We start from the raw sequence: 16,936 nt of genomic DNA on the forward strand, positions 1-16,936 counted from the left end.
GCCACCCAAATAAATCAGGCTTTTTTACTGAATGGACGCAGTAACAAACCCAGCGGCCCGCTGCTGTACCAGTGGCGGCTGCCACGGCTGCGGCTGTCGCGACCTACTGACTGTGTCAGGCGGTCGAGAATGATGGCGAGGATGACGATACCGACGCCGCCCACGCTGGCGAGCCCCATATCGAGACGGCCAATACCGCGCAGCACCATCTGGCCCAGACCGCCAACGGCAATCATCGAGGCGATAACCACCATCGACAGCGCCAGCATCAGCGTCTGATTGACGCCAGCCATAATGGTCGGCATCGCCAGCGGCAGCTGGACCTTGAACAGCATCTGGCGCGGGCTGGCACCGAAAGATTCACTGGCTTCGATCAGGTCAGCCGGCACCTGCTTAATACCGAGTATGGTGAGACGCACCACCGGCGGCAGGGCAAAGATAATCGTCACCACCACGCCCGGCACGTTGCCGATACCAAACAGCATGACGATGGGCACCAGATAGACGAACGCCGGCGTGGTTTGCATTGCATCCAGCAGGGGCCGTACGATACGCGCCGCGCGCTCACTGCGCGCCAGCCAGATGCCAAGCGGCAGGCCAATCAGTACGCAGAACAGCAGGGCGGTGAGCACCAGCGCCAGCGTCACCATCGCCTGGGACCAGGCGCCGATCATGCCAATCAGCACCAGCGATATCAGCGTGGCGAGGCCCATCGCCGGGCTGGCAATCTGCCAGGCAATCAGCGCAAACACGACGATCGCCACCGGTGCGGGCAGACCCATCAGCAGTTGCTGGAAAGCGCTGAGGATATAATCCACCGGCACGCGAATGCCCTGAAACAGCGGGCGGAAGTGGGTAACTACCCAGTCGATGCCTTCGGTGACCCAGCGATCCAGCGGAATCAGCGTGGTGTGGAACGGATCCAGCAGGCTGAAGTGCTCCGGCGCTGCGGCCGGTGCGCTGCTCAGCCAGTCGCTGCTGCTGACGGCATCGTGTCCACCACTGCTGGCGGCATCCGATGTACTGCCGGCGGCATTGCCCCAGGCATCGGCGGCGCTGGCGCTGCTGTCAGTCGGTGTGCTGCTGCCTGTCGTGGACCACGGATCGCTGCTGGCTGCGGCGGCGTTGCTGGTGGCGGTTGGTGCGCTGGTCTGGCTGGCGCTTTCCCATGGATTGGCGTTTTGTGCACTCATGGCTGGGCTCCTTCACGATCTAAAGCGCGTAACAGCGTGCTTTTGGAAATGATACCGACGTACTGCTGATCTTCGCCGATCACCGGCACCGCACAGGGTGCCTGCGCGACGTGAGAGAGCAAATCGTTGAGCGAGGTATCGGCAGGAACCGCCAGCGGTGCGTCGAGCAGGGCGTTATCCAGCCCTTCACCGGCGGCGAGTGCCGCTTTCAGCGAGTCAGTGGAGACGACGCCGATGAATTTCTGTTTCTCCAGCACGTAGCCATATTCGCGGTCTTCATCCTGCAGCAGTTTGATCGCCGAACGCGGACCGAAACCGGCGGCCTTACGAATCAGCGCGCCGGCGCTGCGGCGGGCGATATCTTTGGCGCTGAAGACGTGACTGATATCCACGCCGCGGAAGAAGGTGCGCACATAATCGTTGGCCGGATTATTGAGGATTTCATCCGGCGTGCCGACCTGCACCACTTCGCCGCCCTGCATGATGGCGATGCGGTCGCCAATACGCATCGCTTCATCCAGATCGTGGGAAATAAACACGATGGTGCGCTGATGTTTCGCCTGCAGTTTTACCAGTTCATCCTGCATTTCCGTGCGAATTAATGGATCAAGTGCGGAAAAGGCTTCGTCCATTAGCAATATATCCGGATTAATCGCCAGTGCGCGGGCTAATCCAACACGCTGACGCATTCCGCCGGAGAGTTCATCGGGCCAGGCGTGAGCATAATTTTCCAGTCCGACCTGACGCAGCGCGTCGAGCGCTTTTTCCTGCCGCTCCTGCAGCGCCACGCCAGCTAATTCCATGCCGAACGCGGTATTATTTAGCACCGTCATGTGCGGCATCAGTGCGAATGACTGGAATACCATGCTGATTTTATTTCTGCGCACATCACGCAATTCTGCGTCGGATATTTTGGCAATATCTACGCCATCAATAATCACCTGGCCGCGTGTCGGCTCGATCAGACGATTGAGAAGGCGAACCATAGTGGACTTGCCGGAGCCGGACAGCCCCATGATGACAAAGATCTCGCCTTCTTCAATGGCCAGACTGGCATTTTTGACGCCGAGTGAGAGGCCGGTTTTCGCCAGAATACTCTCTTTACTCTCGCCTTTTTCAATCAGCTTAAATGCCTTTTCGGGATGATCGCCAAATACCTTATATAAATTCTTTACTTCGAGTTTAATTGCCATGCAGTAATGAAATTCCTGGTTAAATGTCTGACTATTTCTTGTTGTACCCTGCGTAAATTTAAGCGCCTATACCGTAGCATAGTGAGATTATCTGACAACCCTTGACGGAAATATCTGGCGTGACACGTATGGCGCGATAGTGGCTAATTCCAGTGCCTGCAAGGGATGAGACGGGATAAATTTTTTCTGAATTTTTTGTGAAATTAAACCGGTTCCGGCCAGAATTATCACTGGAAGGCGGATAAATCACGCTTAGTCAGGCGAAATATTCCGGCGATGAATGGCGCTAAATAGGTAAAATAATCACGCGCGGAATTAACCTTATTTCAGGGGAACGGCGGGAATGCAGGAGAGGAAAATGAATGAGCTGAACGTGGTGGAATCGGCATGAAATTAACCTGGTCGGCATCAATGCCGACCCACAGATGCATCAATATTACCGCTGGGGCGCGTTCCGGTCGGCATCAATGCCGACCCTACAGATGCATCAACCTAACCGCTGGGTGCATTTCAGGCGACATGATTAACCCAACCGTAGGGTGCGCATTCATGCGCACCGCTTACGGTGCAATGCGCACCCTTTACCGCGCACCGCACGCGACTAAAAATTCCAGTCCTCGTCCTCGGTTTCAACCGCTTTACCCATCACATAGGACGAACCGGAACCCGAAAAGAAATCGTGGTTTTCATCGGCGTTGGGCGACAGCGCCGACAGAATCGCCGGATTTACCGCCGTCAGCTCCGCCGGGAACAGCGCTTCGTAACCCAGGTTCATCAGCGCCTTGTTGGCATTGTAATGCAGGAAGGTTTTCACCTCTTCGGCCCAGCCCACGTCGGCATACAGCGCTTCGGTGTACACCACCTCGTTTTCATACAGCGCCAGCAGTAAATCGATGGCGAACTGCTGCAGCTCAGAGCGGCGCGCGTCGTCAACGGTTTCCAGCGCTTTCTGGTACTTATAGCCGATGTAATAACCGTGTACCGCTTCATCGCGGATAATCAGCCGAATCAGATCGGCGGTATTGGTCAGCTTGCCGCGGCTTGACCAGTACATCGGCAGCCAGAAGCCGGAGTAAAACAGGAACGACTCCAGAAAGACGCTGGCGATTTTCTTCTTCAGCGGATCGCTGGCGCGGTAGTGATCCAGCACGATTTTCGCCTTGTTCTGCAGGGCGGCATTCTCCTCACTCCAGCGGTAGGCGGCATCCACATCGGCGGTGTTACACAGCGTGGAGAAGATCGAACTGTAAGAGCGCGCGTGAACCGCTTCCATAAAGCTGATGTTCGACAGCACCGCCTCTTCGTGCGGCGTCAGCGCATCTTCCATCAGTCCCGGTGCGCCAATGACGTTCTGAATGGTGTCGAGCAGCGTCAGACCGGTAAACACCCGAATCGTCAGCTGCTGCTGCTGCGGGTCGAGCGACTGCCATGCCGGCAGATCGTTGGACAGCGGCACCTTCTCCGGCAGCCAGAAGTTGCTGGTAAGACGGTTCCACACTTCGAGATCTTTCTCGTCCTGGATGCGGTTCCAGTTAATCGCCTGAATCTGTTTAAGTTGCATAGTCATCATCACAGTGCACAGGAAACGCAGCCCTGTACCTCCGTGCCTTGTAGCGCCATCTGACGCAGTCGAATGTAATAGAGGGTTTTGATGCCTTTCTTCCAGGCGTAGATCTGCGCTTTGTTGATATCGCGCGTCGTGACGTCATCGCGGAAAAACAGCGTCAGCGACAGGCCCTGATCGACGTGCCGGGTGGCTTCGGCGTAAGTATCAATAATCGCTTCGGGACCAATCTGGTAGGCATCCTGATACAGCTCAAGGTTGTCATTGGTCATAAACGGAGCCGGGTAATAGACGCGGCCGGTCTTGCCCTCTTTACGGATCTCAATGCGCGACACAATCGGGTGGATGCTCGACGTGGCGTGGTTGATGTAAGAGATGGAACCGGTCGGCGGAATCGCCTGCAGGTTCTGGTTATACAAACCGTGCTGCATCACCGACGTACGCAGCGCCTGCCAGTCCGCCTGGTCGGGCAGGGCGATGCCGGCATCGGCAAAAATCTGCGCCACCCGGGCAGTGCGCGGCTGCCAGCTGTGTTGGGTATATTTGTCGAAATAGGCACCGCTGGCGTACTGCGACTGCGCAAAGCCGTCAAAGCTCGCGCCGCGCTCCTGCGCCAGCAGGTTGGAGGTGCGCAGGGCGTGATACGTCACGCAGTAGAAATAGAGGTTGGTGAAATCCAGCGCCTCTGGCGAACCGTAAGCCATGCCTTCACGCGCCAGATAGCCGTGCAGGTTCATCTGCCCGAGACCGATAGCGTGCGAACGGCGATTGCCTTCCGCCACAGACGGCACGGAGGTGATGTCACTCATCTCGGAGACCGCCGTCAGCGCGCGCACCGCCACTTCCACGGTTTGCGCCAGGTTACGCGAGTCCATGGCGTGGGCGATATTCAGGGAGCCGAGGTTACAGGAGATATCTTTGCCGACGCGGCGATAGCTCAGGTCGTCGTGATACTCGCTGGCGCTGTTAACCTGCAGGATCTCCGAACACAGATTACTCATGTTGATGCGACCGGCAATCGGGTTGCTGCGGTTCACGCTGTCCTCATACATGATGTAGGGATAGCCGGACTCAAACTGAATTTCCGCCAGCGTCTGGAAGAAGTCGCGCGGCTTGATGAAGGTTTTGCGGATGCGATCGTCGGCCAGCATCGCCTCGTAGTGCTCGCTGATGCTGATATCAGCAAACGCCTTGCCGTAAATACGCTCAACGTCGTAAGGCGAAAACAGCGCCATATCGCGGTTCTCTTTGGCCAGCTGGAAGGTGATATCCGGAATCACCACGCCAAGCGACAGCGTTTTGATGCGGATCTTCTCGTCAGCGTTTTCACGTTTGGTATCGAGGAAGCGCAGGATATCCGGATGGTGCGCATTCAGCCACACCGCGCCCGCGCCCTGACGCGCACCAAGCTGATTGGCGTAGGAGAATGCATCTTCCAGCATCTTCATCACCGGAATTACGCCGGACGACTGATTTTCAATGCGCTTGATCGGCGCGCCGGATTCACGCAGGTTGGAGAGCAGAAACGCCACGCCGCCACCGCGCTTCGACAACTGCAGCGCCGAATTCACCGCGCGGCCAATCGACTCCATATTGTCTTCAATGCGCAGCAGGAAGCAGGAGACCAGCTCGCCGCGCTGCTGTTTACCGCAGTTGAGGAAGGTCGGCGTAGCCGGCTGGAAGCGACCGCTCAGCATCTCGGCCAGCAGTTCCCGCGCCAGCGTTTCATTGCCGCGCGCCAGCGTCAGCGCCACCATGCAGGCGCGCTGCTCAAAGGTTTCCAGATAGCGTTTGCCGTCGAAGGTTTTTAGCGTGTAGCTGGTATAAAACTTCCACGCACCGAGGAAGGTGTGAAAACGGAAGCCCCAGGCGTCAGCCTCTTCGTGCAGCTGGCACAGGAAGGCGAAATCGTACTGGTTCAGCACCCCGGCTTCATAATAGCCTTCGGCCACCAGATAGCGCAGACGCTCGCCGTGCGAGTCGAATGGCACGCTGTTCGGCTGGACGTGCTGCAGGAAGAACTGGCGTGTGGCTTCATGATCTTTGCTGAACTGGATGCGGCCATCGGCGTCATACAGGTTCAGCATCGCGTTGAGCGCGTGGTAGTCCAGCTGTGTGCTGTTCAGGGTGTCTGTCGTTGCCAAAATTGGGTCACTCCCGCTTTAACATGGGCAATATCGTCGGCGGTTCCCATCAGCTCAAAGCGGTAGAGATAAGGAACCTGACATTTCTGCGCAATGATGTCGCCGGCCAGGCAGAAGCCCGCGCCAAAGTTGCGATTGCCTGCAGCAATCACACCGCGAATACCGCGCCGGTTGGCGTCATCATTAAGGAACTGAATCACCTGTTTCGGCACTGCTCCACGCGCGCTGCCGCCGCCGTAGCTCGGCACCACTAAAATATAGGGCTGGTCGATGTGCAGGCGCTGCGTGGCGTCGAGCGGAATACGCCGCGCAGGCAGGCCGAGACGGGTGATAAACCGGTGCGTGTTTTCCGACTGGCTGGAAAAATAGACCAGTGGAAACATCGCTTTATCCCCCGACGGCAGCGAGCTGGCGCAGGCCGGCGATTTTGTCGGGACGGAAGCCGCTCCAGTGGTCGTTGTGCGTCATCACCACGGGCACCTGGCGATAGCCAAGCGATTTGAGCTGGTCGATGGCTTCCGGTTGGGTATCGAGGTTAATCAGCTGATAGTCGATGCCACTGCGATCCATGGCATTTTTGGTGGCGTCACACTGGACACACTGGCTCTTAGTGTAAATAATAATGCGCATGATTCGTATTTCCCTCTGGTTGTGGTCAGGTTGCGAGATACGAAGCAAAAACCCTTTTGCTGCGAACGTCGTCCCTGCTGACATCTGGTAGCGAGTTGATGTGTTGAATACTAGATGTAGTGGTATTGGTGGTCAAGCCCACCAGATATAGGGTTTTGTGATTTAAGCAGTCGGAATAAGGCGAATACCAGCGATGGTGCGCCCTGGCGCAGGGAAAAAATTTTTGTAAAGGGTTTTGCGGCAATTTTAACCAGCCTGACAGCAGTCGCATCGGCGCGCTAATGCGGAGTGACGCGCAAAAAAAAGCCCCGCATACGCGAGGCTCCTGATGATTTTTTAGCGATTTAGCGGCGTGACATCAGCAGCGCGCCCAGCACCAGACCGACGGCGGCACCGACACCCACGCCGTACCACGGTTTGTCATGCACGTAAGCATCCACCTGATAACCCGCATCGCGCGCGGCCTGAGTCACGCGGTTGCCACTGCCGTTGAGTTTAGCGCGCGTCTGTTTCAGCAGGGCCTGCGCCTGGCTGCGTGCGCTATCCACTTCATCTTTGGCTTCGCTGCCGTAAGATTTCAGTAAGGCTTCAAGCGAATCGGCCAGTTCGTTTACATCCTGATTGATATCAATGTCATCGTTTTTGCTGGTTCGATTAAACATTTTTCGCTCCCTTTGACTTAAAACGTAATACTAAGTGTAGACGAAACGTGACTAAACGCAGCCGTGTGCCAGGCTTTAGGGAAATTCCGAATGTCCTGTGCTGTCGTGCTGATGTAAGGTTGCGGGGCTGTGAGAAGAGAGGAGCAAGCATGTATTTACGTCCGGATGAGGTAGCGCGCGTACTGGAAAAAGCAGGATTCGAAATGGACGTCCTGACACCCAAAACTTATGGTTATCGCCGTGGCGAAAACTATGTCTATGTGAATCGCGAAGCCCGCATGGGGCGCACAGCGTTGATCATTCATCCCACCCTGAAAGAAAAAAGTCAGCACTTCGCTGAACCCGCATCAGAGATGAAAACCTGCGACCACTACACGCAGTTCCCTCTCTACCTGATGGGGGATTCGCAGGAGCATTACGGTATTCCCCACGGTTTTAGCTCGCGCATGGCGCTGGAGCGTTATCTGCAGGGCGTCTTCGGCGCCTGACTGGTGTGCCCCGTCGCGGCGGGGCTGCACACGCTTTCCCAATCCTTACCCTTTCCCACGTTGCAAATTACCGCGCGGATGCGTATAACTCTGTGTCCATATAGAAGTTTAGACGTCCATATGGATATAAACAATGCAAACTGAACCGACGCCTTCGCAGGCAAACTTCAAGCGCAGCATGAAGGTGCGGCATCTGGTGATGCTGTCGCTCGGCGGCGTGATTGGTACCGGGCTGTTTTTCAACACCGGCTACATCATCTCCACCACCGGCGCAGCGGGCACGCTGCTGGCCTATCTGATTGGTGCGCTGGTGGTATGGCTGGTGATGGTGTGTCTTGGCGAGCTGGCGGTAGCGATGCCGGAAACCGGCGCGTTTCACGTCTACGCCGCGCGCTACCTCAGTCCGGCGACCGGTTACACCGTGGCCTGGCTCTACTGGCTCACCTGGACGGTGGCGCTCGGCTCCAGCCTGACCGCCGCCGGTTTCTGCATGCAGTACTGGTTCCCGACGGTGCCGGTGTGGCTGTGGTGCCTGGTGTTCTGTGTCGCCATCTATCTGCTGAATAGTGTTTCGACGCGCTTCTTTGCCGAGGGGGAGTTCTGGTTCTCCATCATTAAAGTGATCACCATCATTGCCTTTATCGTGCTGGGCGCGGCGGCGATGCTGGGGTTCATCCCGATGAAGGACGGCAGCGCGGCACCGGGATTACATAACCTGACCGCTTCCGGCTGGCTGCCGCACGGTACGCTGCCGATTCTGATGACCATGGTGGCGGTGAATTTTGCCTTCTCCGGGACCGAGCTGATCGGCATTGCGGCGGGTGAAACCGAGCAGCCGCAGAAAGCGCTGCCGCTGGCGATTCGCACCACCGTGGCGCGCCTGATCATCTTCTTTATCGGCACGGTGTTTGTGCTGGCCGCGCTGATCCCGATGGATCAGGCGGGCATCGTTAAAAGTCCGTTCGTACTGGTGTTCGAAAAGATCGGCATCCCGTACGCGGCGGATATTTTCAACTTCGTGATCCTCACCGCGATCCTGTCAGCGGCAAACTCCGGACTGTACGCCTCGGGACGGATGCTGTGGTCGCTGGCCAATGAAAACACGCTGCCGCGCTGCTTTGCCCGGGTCAACCGGCGTGGCATTCCGCAGCTGGCCATCACCGTCAGTATGCTCGGCGGCCTGCTGGCGCTGTTTTCCAGCGTGATCGCCCCGGATACGGTGTTTGTGGCGCTGTCAGCGATTTCCGGCTTTGCCGTGGTGGCGGTGTGGCTGAGCATTTGCGCCTCACACTACATGTTCCGTCGCCGCTATCTGCAGGCGGGCAATGCGCCGCAGCAGCTGGCGTACCGCGCGCCGTTCTATCCGCTGGTGCCGATCCTCGGATTTACCCTGTGTCTGCTGGCGTGCATCGGGCTGGCCTTTGACCCGTCACAGCGCATCGCGCTATGGTGCGGCATTCCTTTTGTACTGTTCTGCTACGCTGCTTATTATCTGACGCAAAAACGCCAACACGCTTTCAACGCTAAGGAGACCGATGATGTCGCGTAACCCCATCGCTGCGGCCCTGACCCACACTGATACCCTGATTCTGGATGGCGCGCTGGCGACAGAGCTGGAAGCGCGCGGCTGTAATCTGGCCGATACGCTGTGGTCGGCCAAAGTGCTGATGGAAAATCCCGAGCTGATTTATCAGGTGCACTATGACTACTTCGCCGCCGGCGCTAATGTGGCGATCACCGCCAGCTATCAGGCGACGCCGCTGGGCTTCGCCGCCCGCGGACTGGATAGCGGCCAGGCCAGCGCGCTGATCCGCCAGAGCGTGGCGCTGGCCCAGCGGGCGCGCGACGATTATCGTGCCTCCACAGGCAGCCAGGCACCGTTGCTGGTGGCCGGATCGGTCGGTCCTTACGGCGCTTATCTGGCCAACGGCGCCGAGTATCGTGGCGACTACGCCTTACCGGCTGCTGAAATGAAAGATTTCCACCGTCCGCGCGTGGCGGCGCTGCTGGAGGCGGGCGTGGATTTGCTGGCGTGTGAAACGCTGCCGTCGTTTGGTGAAATTCAGGCGCTGATTAGCCTGCTGGCGGAGTTTCCGCACAGCAGCGCGTGGTTCTCCTTCACGCTGCGCGATGCGCAACACCTGAGTGACGGCACGCCGCTGAGCAAGGTGGCGGAAGTCATCAATGGTGCGCCACAGGTGGTCGCTGTCGGCCTTAACTGCGTGGCGCTGGAGAGCGTGACGCCGGCGCTGCAAACGCTACAGGCGCTGACGGACAAGCCGCTGCTGGTCTATCCTAACTCCGGCGAGCAGTATGATGCGGTCAGCAAAAGCTGGCACTCAGCGCCGTCTGGCTGCACGCTGCACGATAAGTTCCCCGAGTGGCAACAGGCGGGCGCACGGCTGATTGGCGGCTGCTGCCGCACCACGCCACAGGATATCGCGGCGATTGCCGCCTGTTGTCAACCGTAATAAAGCGCAGAAAAGCGCCACTGATAGCGCGATTGAGGCGGGTGAAAAGGCAGAGAGGGCAGTTTAGACTGTCCTTTCTGATTCTGAAGCGGACCTGCTATGAACCTGCGACATCTTCTTCCCGCCTGTGCGCTGCTGCTGAGCGGCTGTGCCACCATTGTCGGCACCGAAACGCAACCGGTAAAAATTGACTCTGTGCCGCAGGGCGCGCGTTTCACCGTGCAGGATGAAACCGGCCGCGCGGTGGCGCAGGGCTATACGCCGCAGACGGTGGATCTGGCGAAATCCAATGGCACCTATTTCGGTAAGAAACATTATCAGGTGATGCTGGAGAGTCCGGGCTATGTACCGCTGACGCTGCCCATCGAGGCCAGCGCCAACCTGTGGTACGTGCTGGGCAATATTCCGCTGCTCGGTTTCCCCGGCTGGCTGGTGGTCGATCCGTTTTATGGCGGCATGTATGACCTGAAGCCAGCGCACCCGCAGCCGCATCTCAACGTGGTCGGCGCGCGCGGCGGATAACGCGCTGTCATGATGCCTGGTCGCCATGAATGGCGACCCTACAGGCAGATGGGCCTTCGCATTCATATTGCCGAGACAACGCCAGGTCGCCATAAATCGCGACCCTACAGACCTGAACCACACTCACGTGGTGCGTTTCACCGTTTTTCGTAGGGTGCGCCTTCAGGCGCACCGTTTCATAACGGGCACTGACTTATTGCGCGGTAGGTTTCACCATCGCATTACCGGATTTATGCTGCGCCAGGTACTGCTGCTGGAAAATGCACATGCGGATGGTGTTGCGGTACTCGCCGTTGATGAAAAACTCGTGCTTCAGCACGCCTTCCACCTCAAAACCGAGCTTGGTGTAGATATGAATCGCCTTCTCGTTCTCCTGATCGACAATCAGATACAGCTTGTAGAGATTGAGCACCGAAAAGCCGTAATCCATCGCCAGCTTTGCCGCTCTGCTGGCTAAGCCCTTGCCCTGATGCGCCGGGTCGATGATGATCTGAAACTCCGCCCGGCGATGCACGTGGTTGATCTCGACCAGCTCGACCAGCCCGGCTTTTTGCCCGTCGTGTTCCACCACAAAGCGCCGCTCGGTCTGATCGTGGATGTGCTTGTCATACAGGTCAGAAAGCTCCACAAACGCTTCGTACGGCTCTTCAAACCAGTAGCGCATCACGCTGGCATTGTTATCCAGCTGATGGACAAAGTGCAGATCTTCCCGCTCCAGCGGACGTAATTTTACCGTCATACGGTGTTCCTTTAGATGACTGAATGGCTGTTGGGCAGCGGCGCACTCTACCTTCGGGATAAACCGCGCCGCGTTGCGCTCATGCCATGCTAACCAACAATCCGGCCCTGCGCCATGCGCGCGGCGCGATCGCACATATGATCGATCACGTCAGGATCGTGGCTGACCAGCACCATCGTCAGGCCATCATTCTGTTTGAGATCGTTAAGCAGATTCAGGATCTCGGCCTGCACAGACATATCCAGCGCCGATGTCGGCTCATCCAGCAGCAGGATCTTAGGCTCCAGCAGCAGGGCGCGCACGATGGCCACGCGCTGACGCTGTCCGCCGGACAGCTGATGCGGATAGCGATCCGCCAGCGCCGGATCCAGCCCGACATGGCGGAAGCCCGCGTTGATGCGATCGTCGATGTTATCGCGTCGCAGCAGCTTAAGCGGTTCCGCCAGCGTGCGGCGCAGCCGGTGGCGTGGATGCAGCGAAGCGTAGGGATCCTGAAACACCATCTGCACATCGCGCCGCAGCTGGCCGGTAAAGGGTTTGCCCGGCTGCACGGCGGTATTCGCCAGCGTCATCTGGCCGCGCCAGTGCGGATTCAGTCCGGCCATCACCCACAGCAGCGACGATTTACCGCAGCCGGAAGGCCCCACCAGACCGAAACACTCGCCGGCCGCCACCTGCAGGTTCACATCGTGCACCACGGTGCGCAGTTCATAACCCTGTTTATGCGAGACGTTCAGGTTGGCTAATTCAATCATGCATCTTCTCCAGCGCCGCGCGATCCAGCACCGGCAGGCGTTCGCCGTGCGTCGCTTTACCCGGACGGCAGGCCCACAGCGTGCGGGTATAAGGATGGCTGGCGTCCGACAGCTGCGCCGCCGGCAGCGTGTCCAGCAGGCGGCCTTTGTACATCACCATCACCCGCTGACAGTGCTCGGAGACCTGTTGCAGATCGTGACTGATCAGCAGCAGGCCCATATTGCGCTGCTCCACCAGGCGACGAATCAGCGCCAGCACCTGATCGCGCATGGCGTGATCGAGCGCCGAGGTGGGCTCATCGGCAATCAGCAGATCGGGATCGGTAATCAGCGCGATCGCCAGCATCACGCGCTGGCCCATGCCGCCGGAGAGCTGATGCGGATAGCGCTTCATCAGCTGGCGCGGATCGGGCAGGCCCACCGCGTCCAGCATCTCGCACACTTTCTCTTTGCGCTCGGCGCGGCTCAGCTTGCGGTGCAGCACCAGCGGCTCTTCAACCTGCCAGCCAATGGTGCGCGTCGGGTTGAGCGCGTATTTCGGGTCCTGCATGACCATCGCCACTTTGCCGCCGCGCACGCCGATCCAGTCGCGCTCGCGCAGGTGCAGGGCGTCTGCGCCCGCCACCTGCAGCCGGTCAGCCTGCAGCTGCAGCGCGGGCGACAGCAGGCCCATCAGCGCACGCGCGGTCAGGGATTTGCCCGAGCCGGATTCACCGACCAGCGCCACGCGTTCGCGGCCAAGGGTAAAGCTGATGTTATCCACCAGCAGCGCGTCGTGGCTGCGAATCGTCAGCCCCTGCGCATCAATTAACAGATCATTTGGCATGGCGGGTATCCAGTCGGTCACGCAGGCCGTCGCCTGTCAGGTTAAACGCCAGGCTGGCGAACAGAATGGCTGCGCCGGGCGCTGCCGCCACCCACCATTGGTCGAAAATCACTTTACTGCCTTCTGCTACCATCGAGCCCCATTCGGCGGTTGGCGGCTGCACGCCCATGCCGAGGAAGCCCAGGCCGGCGGCAGAAAGAATAATCCCGCCGAGGCTCAGCGCGGCACGCACCACGGCGGTCGGCAGGCAGAGCGGCAGAATGTGGCCAAACATCAGGCGCAGGCCGGTAATGCCCTGCATGCGCGCGGCGGCGAGGTAATCGCTGCGGCGCAATGCCAGGGTTTCCGCGCGTGCCTGCCGGGCAAACGGCGGCCAGCTGGTGAGCGCCAGCGCCAGTGCGCCGTTCATCAGGCCCGGACCCAGCATTGCCACCAGCGCCAGCGCAATCACCAGGTTGGGCAGCGACAGAAAAATATCGGTGATGCGCATCAGCACGCGTTCGGTCCAGCCGCCGACGTAGCCGGCGGTGATGCCGACTAACAGGCCAACCGGGATGGTCAGCACCAGGATCAGCGACACCAGCAGCAGCGTCGGACGTGCGCCGTAAATCACGCGCGACAATAAATCGCGCCCGAAGCCGTCGGTGCCGAACCAGTGCAGCGCCGACGGTGCCAGCAGACGCTGTTCAATCACCTGCGCGTTAGGATCAAACGGCGCCAGCAGCGGCGCCAGCAGCGCCATGGCCACCAGCACGATCACCAGCGTCAGGCCGATGGTCAGCGAAGTGATACGCGCCCGGCGCCGGCGCGGGCGCACGGTTTCCAGTTCATGAAGTTGTTGAGTCATCGGGTTCTCGGATCGGTTAACCAGGTGAGGGCGTCGGCCACGGCATTGAGCAGGATAAAGCAGCTGCCAATCAGCAACGTAGCGCCGAGAATCGCCGGAACATCCGCGGAAAACAGCGCGTTGGTCATATAGCGACCGACGCCCGGCCAGGCGAATACGGTTTCCGTCAGCACGGACCCTTCCAGCAGCGTGGCGTAGGAGAGGGCGATAACGGTGATCAGCGTGCCCAGCACGTTGGGGAAAATATGACGCAGCAGAATGCGCGCCCGGCCAGCGCCTTTCGCGCGCGCCAGCACCACATACTCTTTGCTGCTCTCTTCCAGCAGTGCCGCGCGCAGCAGGCGCGTAATGCCTGCCATCGCCAGCAGGCCGAGAATCACCACCGGCAGCCACAGATGGGCAATCGCGTTGCGAAACATTTCCGCATCGCCGGAGAGCCAGCTATCAATCAGTACAAAGCCGGTCTTCGGTTCGAGGGTATAAATCCAGATATCATCCAGCTGGCCCGGACCGGCGGACCAGTGCAGCACGGCGTAAAACAGCAGCAGGCCTAGCAGGCCGAGCCAGAACACCGGCACCGAGTAGCCCAGCAGCGAGATAAAGCGCGCCACGTTATCAATGACGCTGCCCGGTTTCCACGCCGCCAGCAGCGCGAGCGTCACGCCGAACACCGCAGCGAAAATCATCGAACAGGTCGCCAGCTCAAGCGTGGCGGGGAAGGTGCGCATCAGGTCGGCGCTGACTGGCTGATTGGTCAGGTGCGACAGGCCGAGATTGCCCTGCGCCAGATGGCTGATATAGCGCCAGAACTGCACCAGCACCGGCTGATCCAGTCCCAGGTCGTGACGCACCTGAGCATAGGTGGCCTCGCTGGCGTGATCGCCGGCGATTTGTTGTACCGGGTCGACTGGCGACAGGTGCGACAGCATGAAAGTAAACGCTAACAAACCCACCAGCGTCACCAGCAGCGACAGCAGACTGGTGACGAGGCGGCTGAAGCGCTGCCAGAGTGGCCGGGCGAACCCGGCCGATGACGCTGACGCTGCCATTACTTCGAAACCTGCGCGTAATACACCATGTCCGGGTTGATCCCCTGCACATAGCCCTGCAGATTGTCGCGCAGCGCAATCAGGTTACGCGCCTGCAGGCCAATCACGTACGGCGAGTTCTTCAGCACTTCGCGCTGCATCGCCTGATAAAGCGCAACGCGCTTGTTGCTGTCGGCTTCGGCCGTCGCCGCCAGCGCCTGTTTGCTCAGCTCCGGGATGTGCCAGTCTGAACGGTAAGCAATGGTTTTGCTGCCATCTTCCGGATTGTAAGCGAAAGACGCGGCGTTGGTGTTCGGGTCGAAGTAATCCGCGCCCCAGGCGTTGAGCGTAGCTTCATACTGATGCGCCTTCACGCGGGTGGAGACTTCAGAGCTTAAGCCCGGCTGCACTTCCACCTTCACGCCGCCTTTGGCGAAGCTGCCCTGCAGCGCCTGCGCGATATCGAGGTACGGAGGCTGATTGCTGGTGGAGAGCTTAAAGCTGACGTTGGTCAGGCCGGCCTTCTGCAGAATCGCTTTGGCCTTCTCTGGATCGTAGCTGTAAGGCGTGTCGTTCAGCGCACCGAGGAAACCCTTCGGCAGGAAGGTCTGGTGCACTTCAAACTGGCCTTTCAGCAGGTCATTCGCGATACCTTTATAGTCGAACAGGTAGCGTGCTGCTTCCCACAGCGCCGGGTTCTTCAGTACGGGATTGGCACCGACGTTGAACTGAATGTAGTAGAGCGACGCCATCGGAATCGCTTCGGTCTTCACGCCGGCTTTGCCCTTCAGCGCAGCGATCTGGTCAGCACCGAGGTTACGCGCGATATCGACATCGCCCTGTTCCAGCAGCAGACGGCGCGCTGCCGGCTCCGGCACGTTTTTGATCAGAATGTTTTTCAGCTTCGGTGCACCGGCCGGTGAGGTCGGGTTGGCGCTGAGCAGTATCGCTTCATGCAGCACCACTTTGCGAATCTGGAACGGGCCGCTGCCGGCCGAGTGGGTGCCGAGCCACGCGTGGCCGAAATCACCGTTTTTGGCGTTGGCCTGCGCGGTTTTTTCATCAACGATCGAGGAGACCGGCGCGGACAGCAGGCTCAGCACATAGGCCGGGCTGACGTTGGCGCTCCAGCTAATCTGCACGTGGTCTTCATCGACCTTTTTCAGGAAGCTGTCAACGTTGTCTTTGTTCCAGCCGAGCTGGGTCAGAATAAAGGACGGATCGAGGTTGAGTTTCACCACGCGGCCCAGCGAGAAAATGACATCTTCCGGGCGCAGCGGGTTACCGCTGGCGAATTTCGCGTCTTTGCGCAGCGCAAACGTCAGGCTGCGGTTATCGCTGCCCGGCTGCCATGACGTGGCCAGCGTTGGCTTAAGATCGGTCGGATTGGCCGGATCGGACTGCACCAGGCGCTGATAAATGTTAGTGAACGCTTGCACCGTGGTCAGTTCAAAGCCCTGGGCCGGATCAAAGCTGTCCGCATCATCCGTAGACTGCGCAATCACCAGCGTATCTTTCGGCGTGGCGGCCTGCGCGGAGAAGGCGGCTACCAGCGACAGCGCCAGCAGTGAGGGAATAATTTTTTTCATGTTGTTTCCTTGCCTTAAAAAAGTAACGCGAGTTTACGAGAGCGCTACAGTGAAGAATAGTCAATTTATGGCTATGCATATGCCGTAAGGTTCTAAGCGGTGCGCTTCAGTTATAAGCAAGAGGGCGTAACGCGATCGGATTAACCTGATGCACCTTATATCCGCACGCATTATCAACCAAATCGCAACGAAAATTAAATCAACCTGAACCCCAGAATAATTAACTTTACTTCGCTTTTCGCCCTCCTATAATAGCCGCAACTTCACACAGGAGAATTCAGTTGG

17 protein-coding genes are annotated in these 16,936 nt (G+C 58.8%); 4 read left to right on the plus strand and 13 right to left on the minus strand.

Annotation, left to right across the window (positions count from 1 at the left end; all coding sequences use genetic code 11):
• Positions 1-14 precede the first annotated feature (14 nt).
• The 7 genes from proW to AC6I8P_RS04745 form a co-directional block, all read right to left on the minus strand.
• On the minus strand, positions 15-1,193 hold the full coding sequence (gene proW, locus AC6I8P_RS04715; protein ID WP_494260918.1) for a glycine betaine/L-proline ABC transporter permease ProW: 1,179 nt from the start codon (positions 1,191-1,193) through the stop codon (positions 15-17).
• Positions 1,190-2,386: a glycine betaine/L-proline ABC transporter ATP-binding protein ProV gene (proV, locus tag AC6I8P_RS04720; protein ID WP_021506469.1), complete on the minus strand. Its 1,197-nt coding sequence runs from the start codon at positions 2,384-2,386 to the stop codon at positions 1,190-1,192. Before proV ends, proW begins: the two co-directional genes overlap by 4 nt.
• Before the next feature lie 601 nt (positions 2,387-2,987).
• Positions 2,988-3,947 (minus strand): class 1b ribonucleoside-diphosphate reductase subunit beta, encoded by a 960-nt coding sequence (nrdF, locus tag AC6I8P_RS04725; RefSeq protein ID WP_498027599.1) that lies wholly within the window; start codon positions 3,945-3,947, stop codon positions 2,988-2,990.
• Between the two features lie 8 nt (positions 3,948-3,955).
• Positions 3,956-6,094, minus strand: a complete 2,139-nt coding sequence (gene nrdE / locus AC6I8P_RS04730; protein ID WP_498031022.1) for a class 1b ribonucleoside-diphosphate reductase subunit alpha — start codon at positions 6,092-6,094, stop codon at positions 3,956-3,958.
• On the minus strand, positions 6,073-6,477 hold the full coding sequence (gene nrdI, locus AC6I8P_RS04735) for a class Ib ribonucleoside-diphosphate reductase assembly flavoprotein NrdI (RefSeq protein ID WP_021506472.1): 405 nt from the start codon (positions 6,475-6,477) through the stop codon (positions 6,073-6,075). The genes nrdE and nrdI overlap by 22 nt, the downstream gene beginning before the upstream one ends.
• 4 nt (positions 6,478-6,481) lie before the next feature.
• A complete protein-coding gene (nrdH, locus tag AC6I8P_RS04740; protein ID WP_058758244.1) occupies positions 6,482-6,724 on the minus strand; it encodes a glutaredoxin-like protein NrdH in 243 nt (80 codons plus the stop codon).
• Between the two features lie 344 nt (positions 6,725-7,068).
• Entirely contained in the window at positions 7,069-7,386 is a 318-nt protein-coding gene (locus AC6I8P_RS04745; RefSeq protein WP_021506474.1) for a DUF883 family protein, read from the minus strand.
• A gap of 149 nt (positions 7,387-7,535) precedes the next feature.
• On the opposite strand from AC6I8P_RS04745, the gene AC6I8P_RS04750 reads away from it, so the two are divergent.
• From AC6I8P_RS04750 to AC6I8P_RS04765, 4 genes are all read left to right on the plus strand, one after another.
• Positions 7,536-7,874: a DUF2002 family protein gene (locus tag AC6I8P_RS04750; protein ID WP_021506475.1), complete on the plus strand. Its 339-nt coding sequence runs from the start codon at positions 7,536-7,538 to the stop codon at positions 7,872-7,874.
• A gap of 133 nt (positions 7,875-8,007) precedes the next feature.
• Positions 8,008-9,423, plus strand: a complete 1,416-nt coding sequence (gene mmuP / locus AC6I8P_RS04755; protein ID WP_058776476.1) for an S-methylmethionine permease — start codon at positions 8,008-8,010, stop codon at positions 9,421-9,423.
• Positions 9,413-10,345 carry a homocysteine S-methyltransferase gene (gene mmuM, locus AC6I8P_RS04760; RefSeq protein WP_498031155.1) on the plus strand — a complete coding sequence of 311 codons (933 nt, stop codon included), beginning with the start codon at positions 9,413-9,415 and terminating at the stop codon, positions 10,343-10,345. The genes mmuP and mmuM overlap by 11 nt, the downstream gene beginning before the upstream one ends.
• A 99-nt stretch (positions 10,346-10,444) precedes the next feature.
• Positions 10,445-10,867, plus strand: a complete 423-nt coding sequence (locus AC6I8P_RS04765) for a hypothetical protein (protein ID WP_058758247.1) — start codon at positions 10,445-10,447, stop codon at positions 10,865-10,867.
• A gap of 193 nt (positions 10,868-11,060) precedes the next feature.
• On the opposite strand, the gene speG is transcribed toward AC6I8P_RS04765, so the two are convergent.
• The 6 genes from speG to AC6I8P_RS04795 all read right to left on the minus strand — a co-directional run bounded on the left by speG (position 11,061) and on the right by AC6I8P_RS04795 (position 16,651).
• A complete protein-coding gene (gene speG / locus AC6I8P_RS04770; protein WP_021506478.1) occupies positions 11,061-11,606 on the minus strand; it encodes a spermidine N1-acetyltransferase in 546 nt (181 codons plus the stop codon).
• Positions 11,607-11,695: 89 nt separating this feature from the next.
• Entirely contained in the window at positions 11,696-12,361 is a 666-nt protein-coding gene (locus AC6I8P_RS04775; protein WP_498027601.1) for an ABC transporter ATP-binding protein, read from the minus strand.
• Positions 12,354-13,187 (minus strand): ABC transporter ATP-binding protein, encoded by an 834-nt coding sequence (locus tag AC6I8P_RS04780; RefSeq protein ID WP_264442134.1) that lies wholly within the window; start codon positions 13,185-13,187, stop codon positions 12,354-12,356. The genes AC6I8P_RS04775 and AC6I8P_RS04780 overlap by 8 nt, the downstream gene beginning before the upstream one ends.
• Positions 13,177-14,034 (minus strand): ABC transporter permease, encoded by an 858-nt coding sequence (locus AC6I8P_RS04785; protein WP_031279350.1) that lies wholly within the window; start codon positions 14,032-14,034, stop codon positions 13,177-13,179. Before AC6I8P_RS04785 ends, AC6I8P_RS04780 begins: the two co-directional genes overlap by 11 nt.
• Complete coding sequence (locus AC6I8P_RS04790) at positions 14,031-15,083, minus strand: ABC transporter permease (RefSeq protein ID WP_021506482.1); 1,053 nt, start codon at positions 15,081-15,083, stop codon at positions 14,031-14,033. Before AC6I8P_RS04790 ends, AC6I8P_RS04785 begins: the two co-directional genes overlap by 4 nt.
• The gene (locus tag AC6I8P_RS04795; protein ID WP_498031023.1) at positions 15,083-16,651 is read right to left on the minus strand and encodes an ABC transporter substrate-binding protein; all 1,569 of its coding nucleotides are present in this window, start codon (positions 16,649-16,651) and stop codon (positions 15,083-15,085) included. Before AC6I8P_RS04795 ends, AC6I8P_RS04790 begins: the two co-directional genes overlap by 1 nt.
• Positions 16,652-16,936: the final 285 nt, after the last annotated feature.

This window comes from gamma proteobacterium symbiont of Lampromicra miyakona (assembly GCF_059730895.1).

Bases quoted from the DNA above. Each gene is read 5' to 3' on its own strand.
- AC6I8P_RS04790 (WP_021506482.1), bottom strand. From the start codon at position 15,083: ATGGCAGCGTCAGCGTCATCGGCCGGGTTCGCCCGGCCACTCTGGCAG.
- nrdH (WP_058758244.1), bottom strand. From the start codon at position 6,724: ATGCGCATTATTATTTACACTAAGAGCCAGTGTGTCCAGTGTGACGCC.
- proW (WP_494260918.1), bottom strand. From the start codon at position 1,193: ATGAGTGCACAAAACGCCAATCCATGGGAAAGCGCCAGCCAGACCAGC.
- AC6I8P_RS04785 (WP_031279350.1), bottom strand. From the start codon at position 14,034: ATGACTCAACAACTTCATGAACTGGAAACCGTGCGCCCGCGCCGGCGC.
- speG (WP_021506478.1), bottom strand. From the start codon at position 11,606: ATGACGGTAAAATTACGTCCGCTGGAGCGGGAAGATCTGCACTTTGTC.
- AC6I8P_RS04745 (WP_021506474.1), bottom strand. From the start codon at position 7,386: ATGTTTAATCGAACCAGCAAAAACGATGACATTGATATCAATCAGGAT.
- AC6I8P_RS04780 (WP_264442134.1), bottom strand. From the start codon at position 13,187: ATGCCAAATGATCTGTTAATTGATGCGCAGGGGCTGACGATTCGCAGC.
- nrdF (WP_498027599.1), bottom strand. From the start codon at position 3,947: ATGCAACTTAAACAGATTCAGGCGATTAACTGGAACCGCATCCAGGAC.
- AC6I8P_RS04750 (WP_021506475.1), top strand. From the start codon at position 7,536: ATGTATTTACGTCCGGATGAGGTAGCGCGCGTACTGGAAAAAGCAGGA.
- mmuP (WP_058776476.1), top strand. From the start codon at position 8,008: ATGCAAACTGAACCGACGCCTTCGCAGGCAAACTTCAAGCGCAGCATG.
- proV (WP_021506469.1), bottom strand. From the start codon at position 2,386: ATGGCAATTAAACTCGAAGTAAAGAATTTATATAAGGTATTTGGCGAT.
- mmuM (WP_498031155.1), top strand. From the start codon at position 9,413: ATGTCGCGTAACCCCATCGCTGCGGCCCTGACCCACACTGATACCCTG.
- AC6I8P_RS04795 (WP_498031023.1), bottom strand. From the start codon at position 16,651: ATGAAAAAAATTATTCCCTCACTGCTGGCGCTGTCGCTGGTAGCCGCC.
- AC6I8P_RS04765 (WP_058758247.1), top strand. From the start codon at position 10,445: ATGAACCTGCGACATCTTCTTCCCGCCTGTGCGCTGCTGCTGAGCGGC.
- nrdI (WP_021506472.1), bottom strand. From the start codon at position 6,477: ATGTTTCCACTGGTCTATTTTTCCAGCCAGTCGGAAAACACGCACCGG.
- AC6I8P_RS04775 (WP_498027601.1), bottom strand. From the start codon at position 12,361: ATGATTGAATTAGCCAACCTGAACGTCTCGCATAAACAGGGTTATGAA.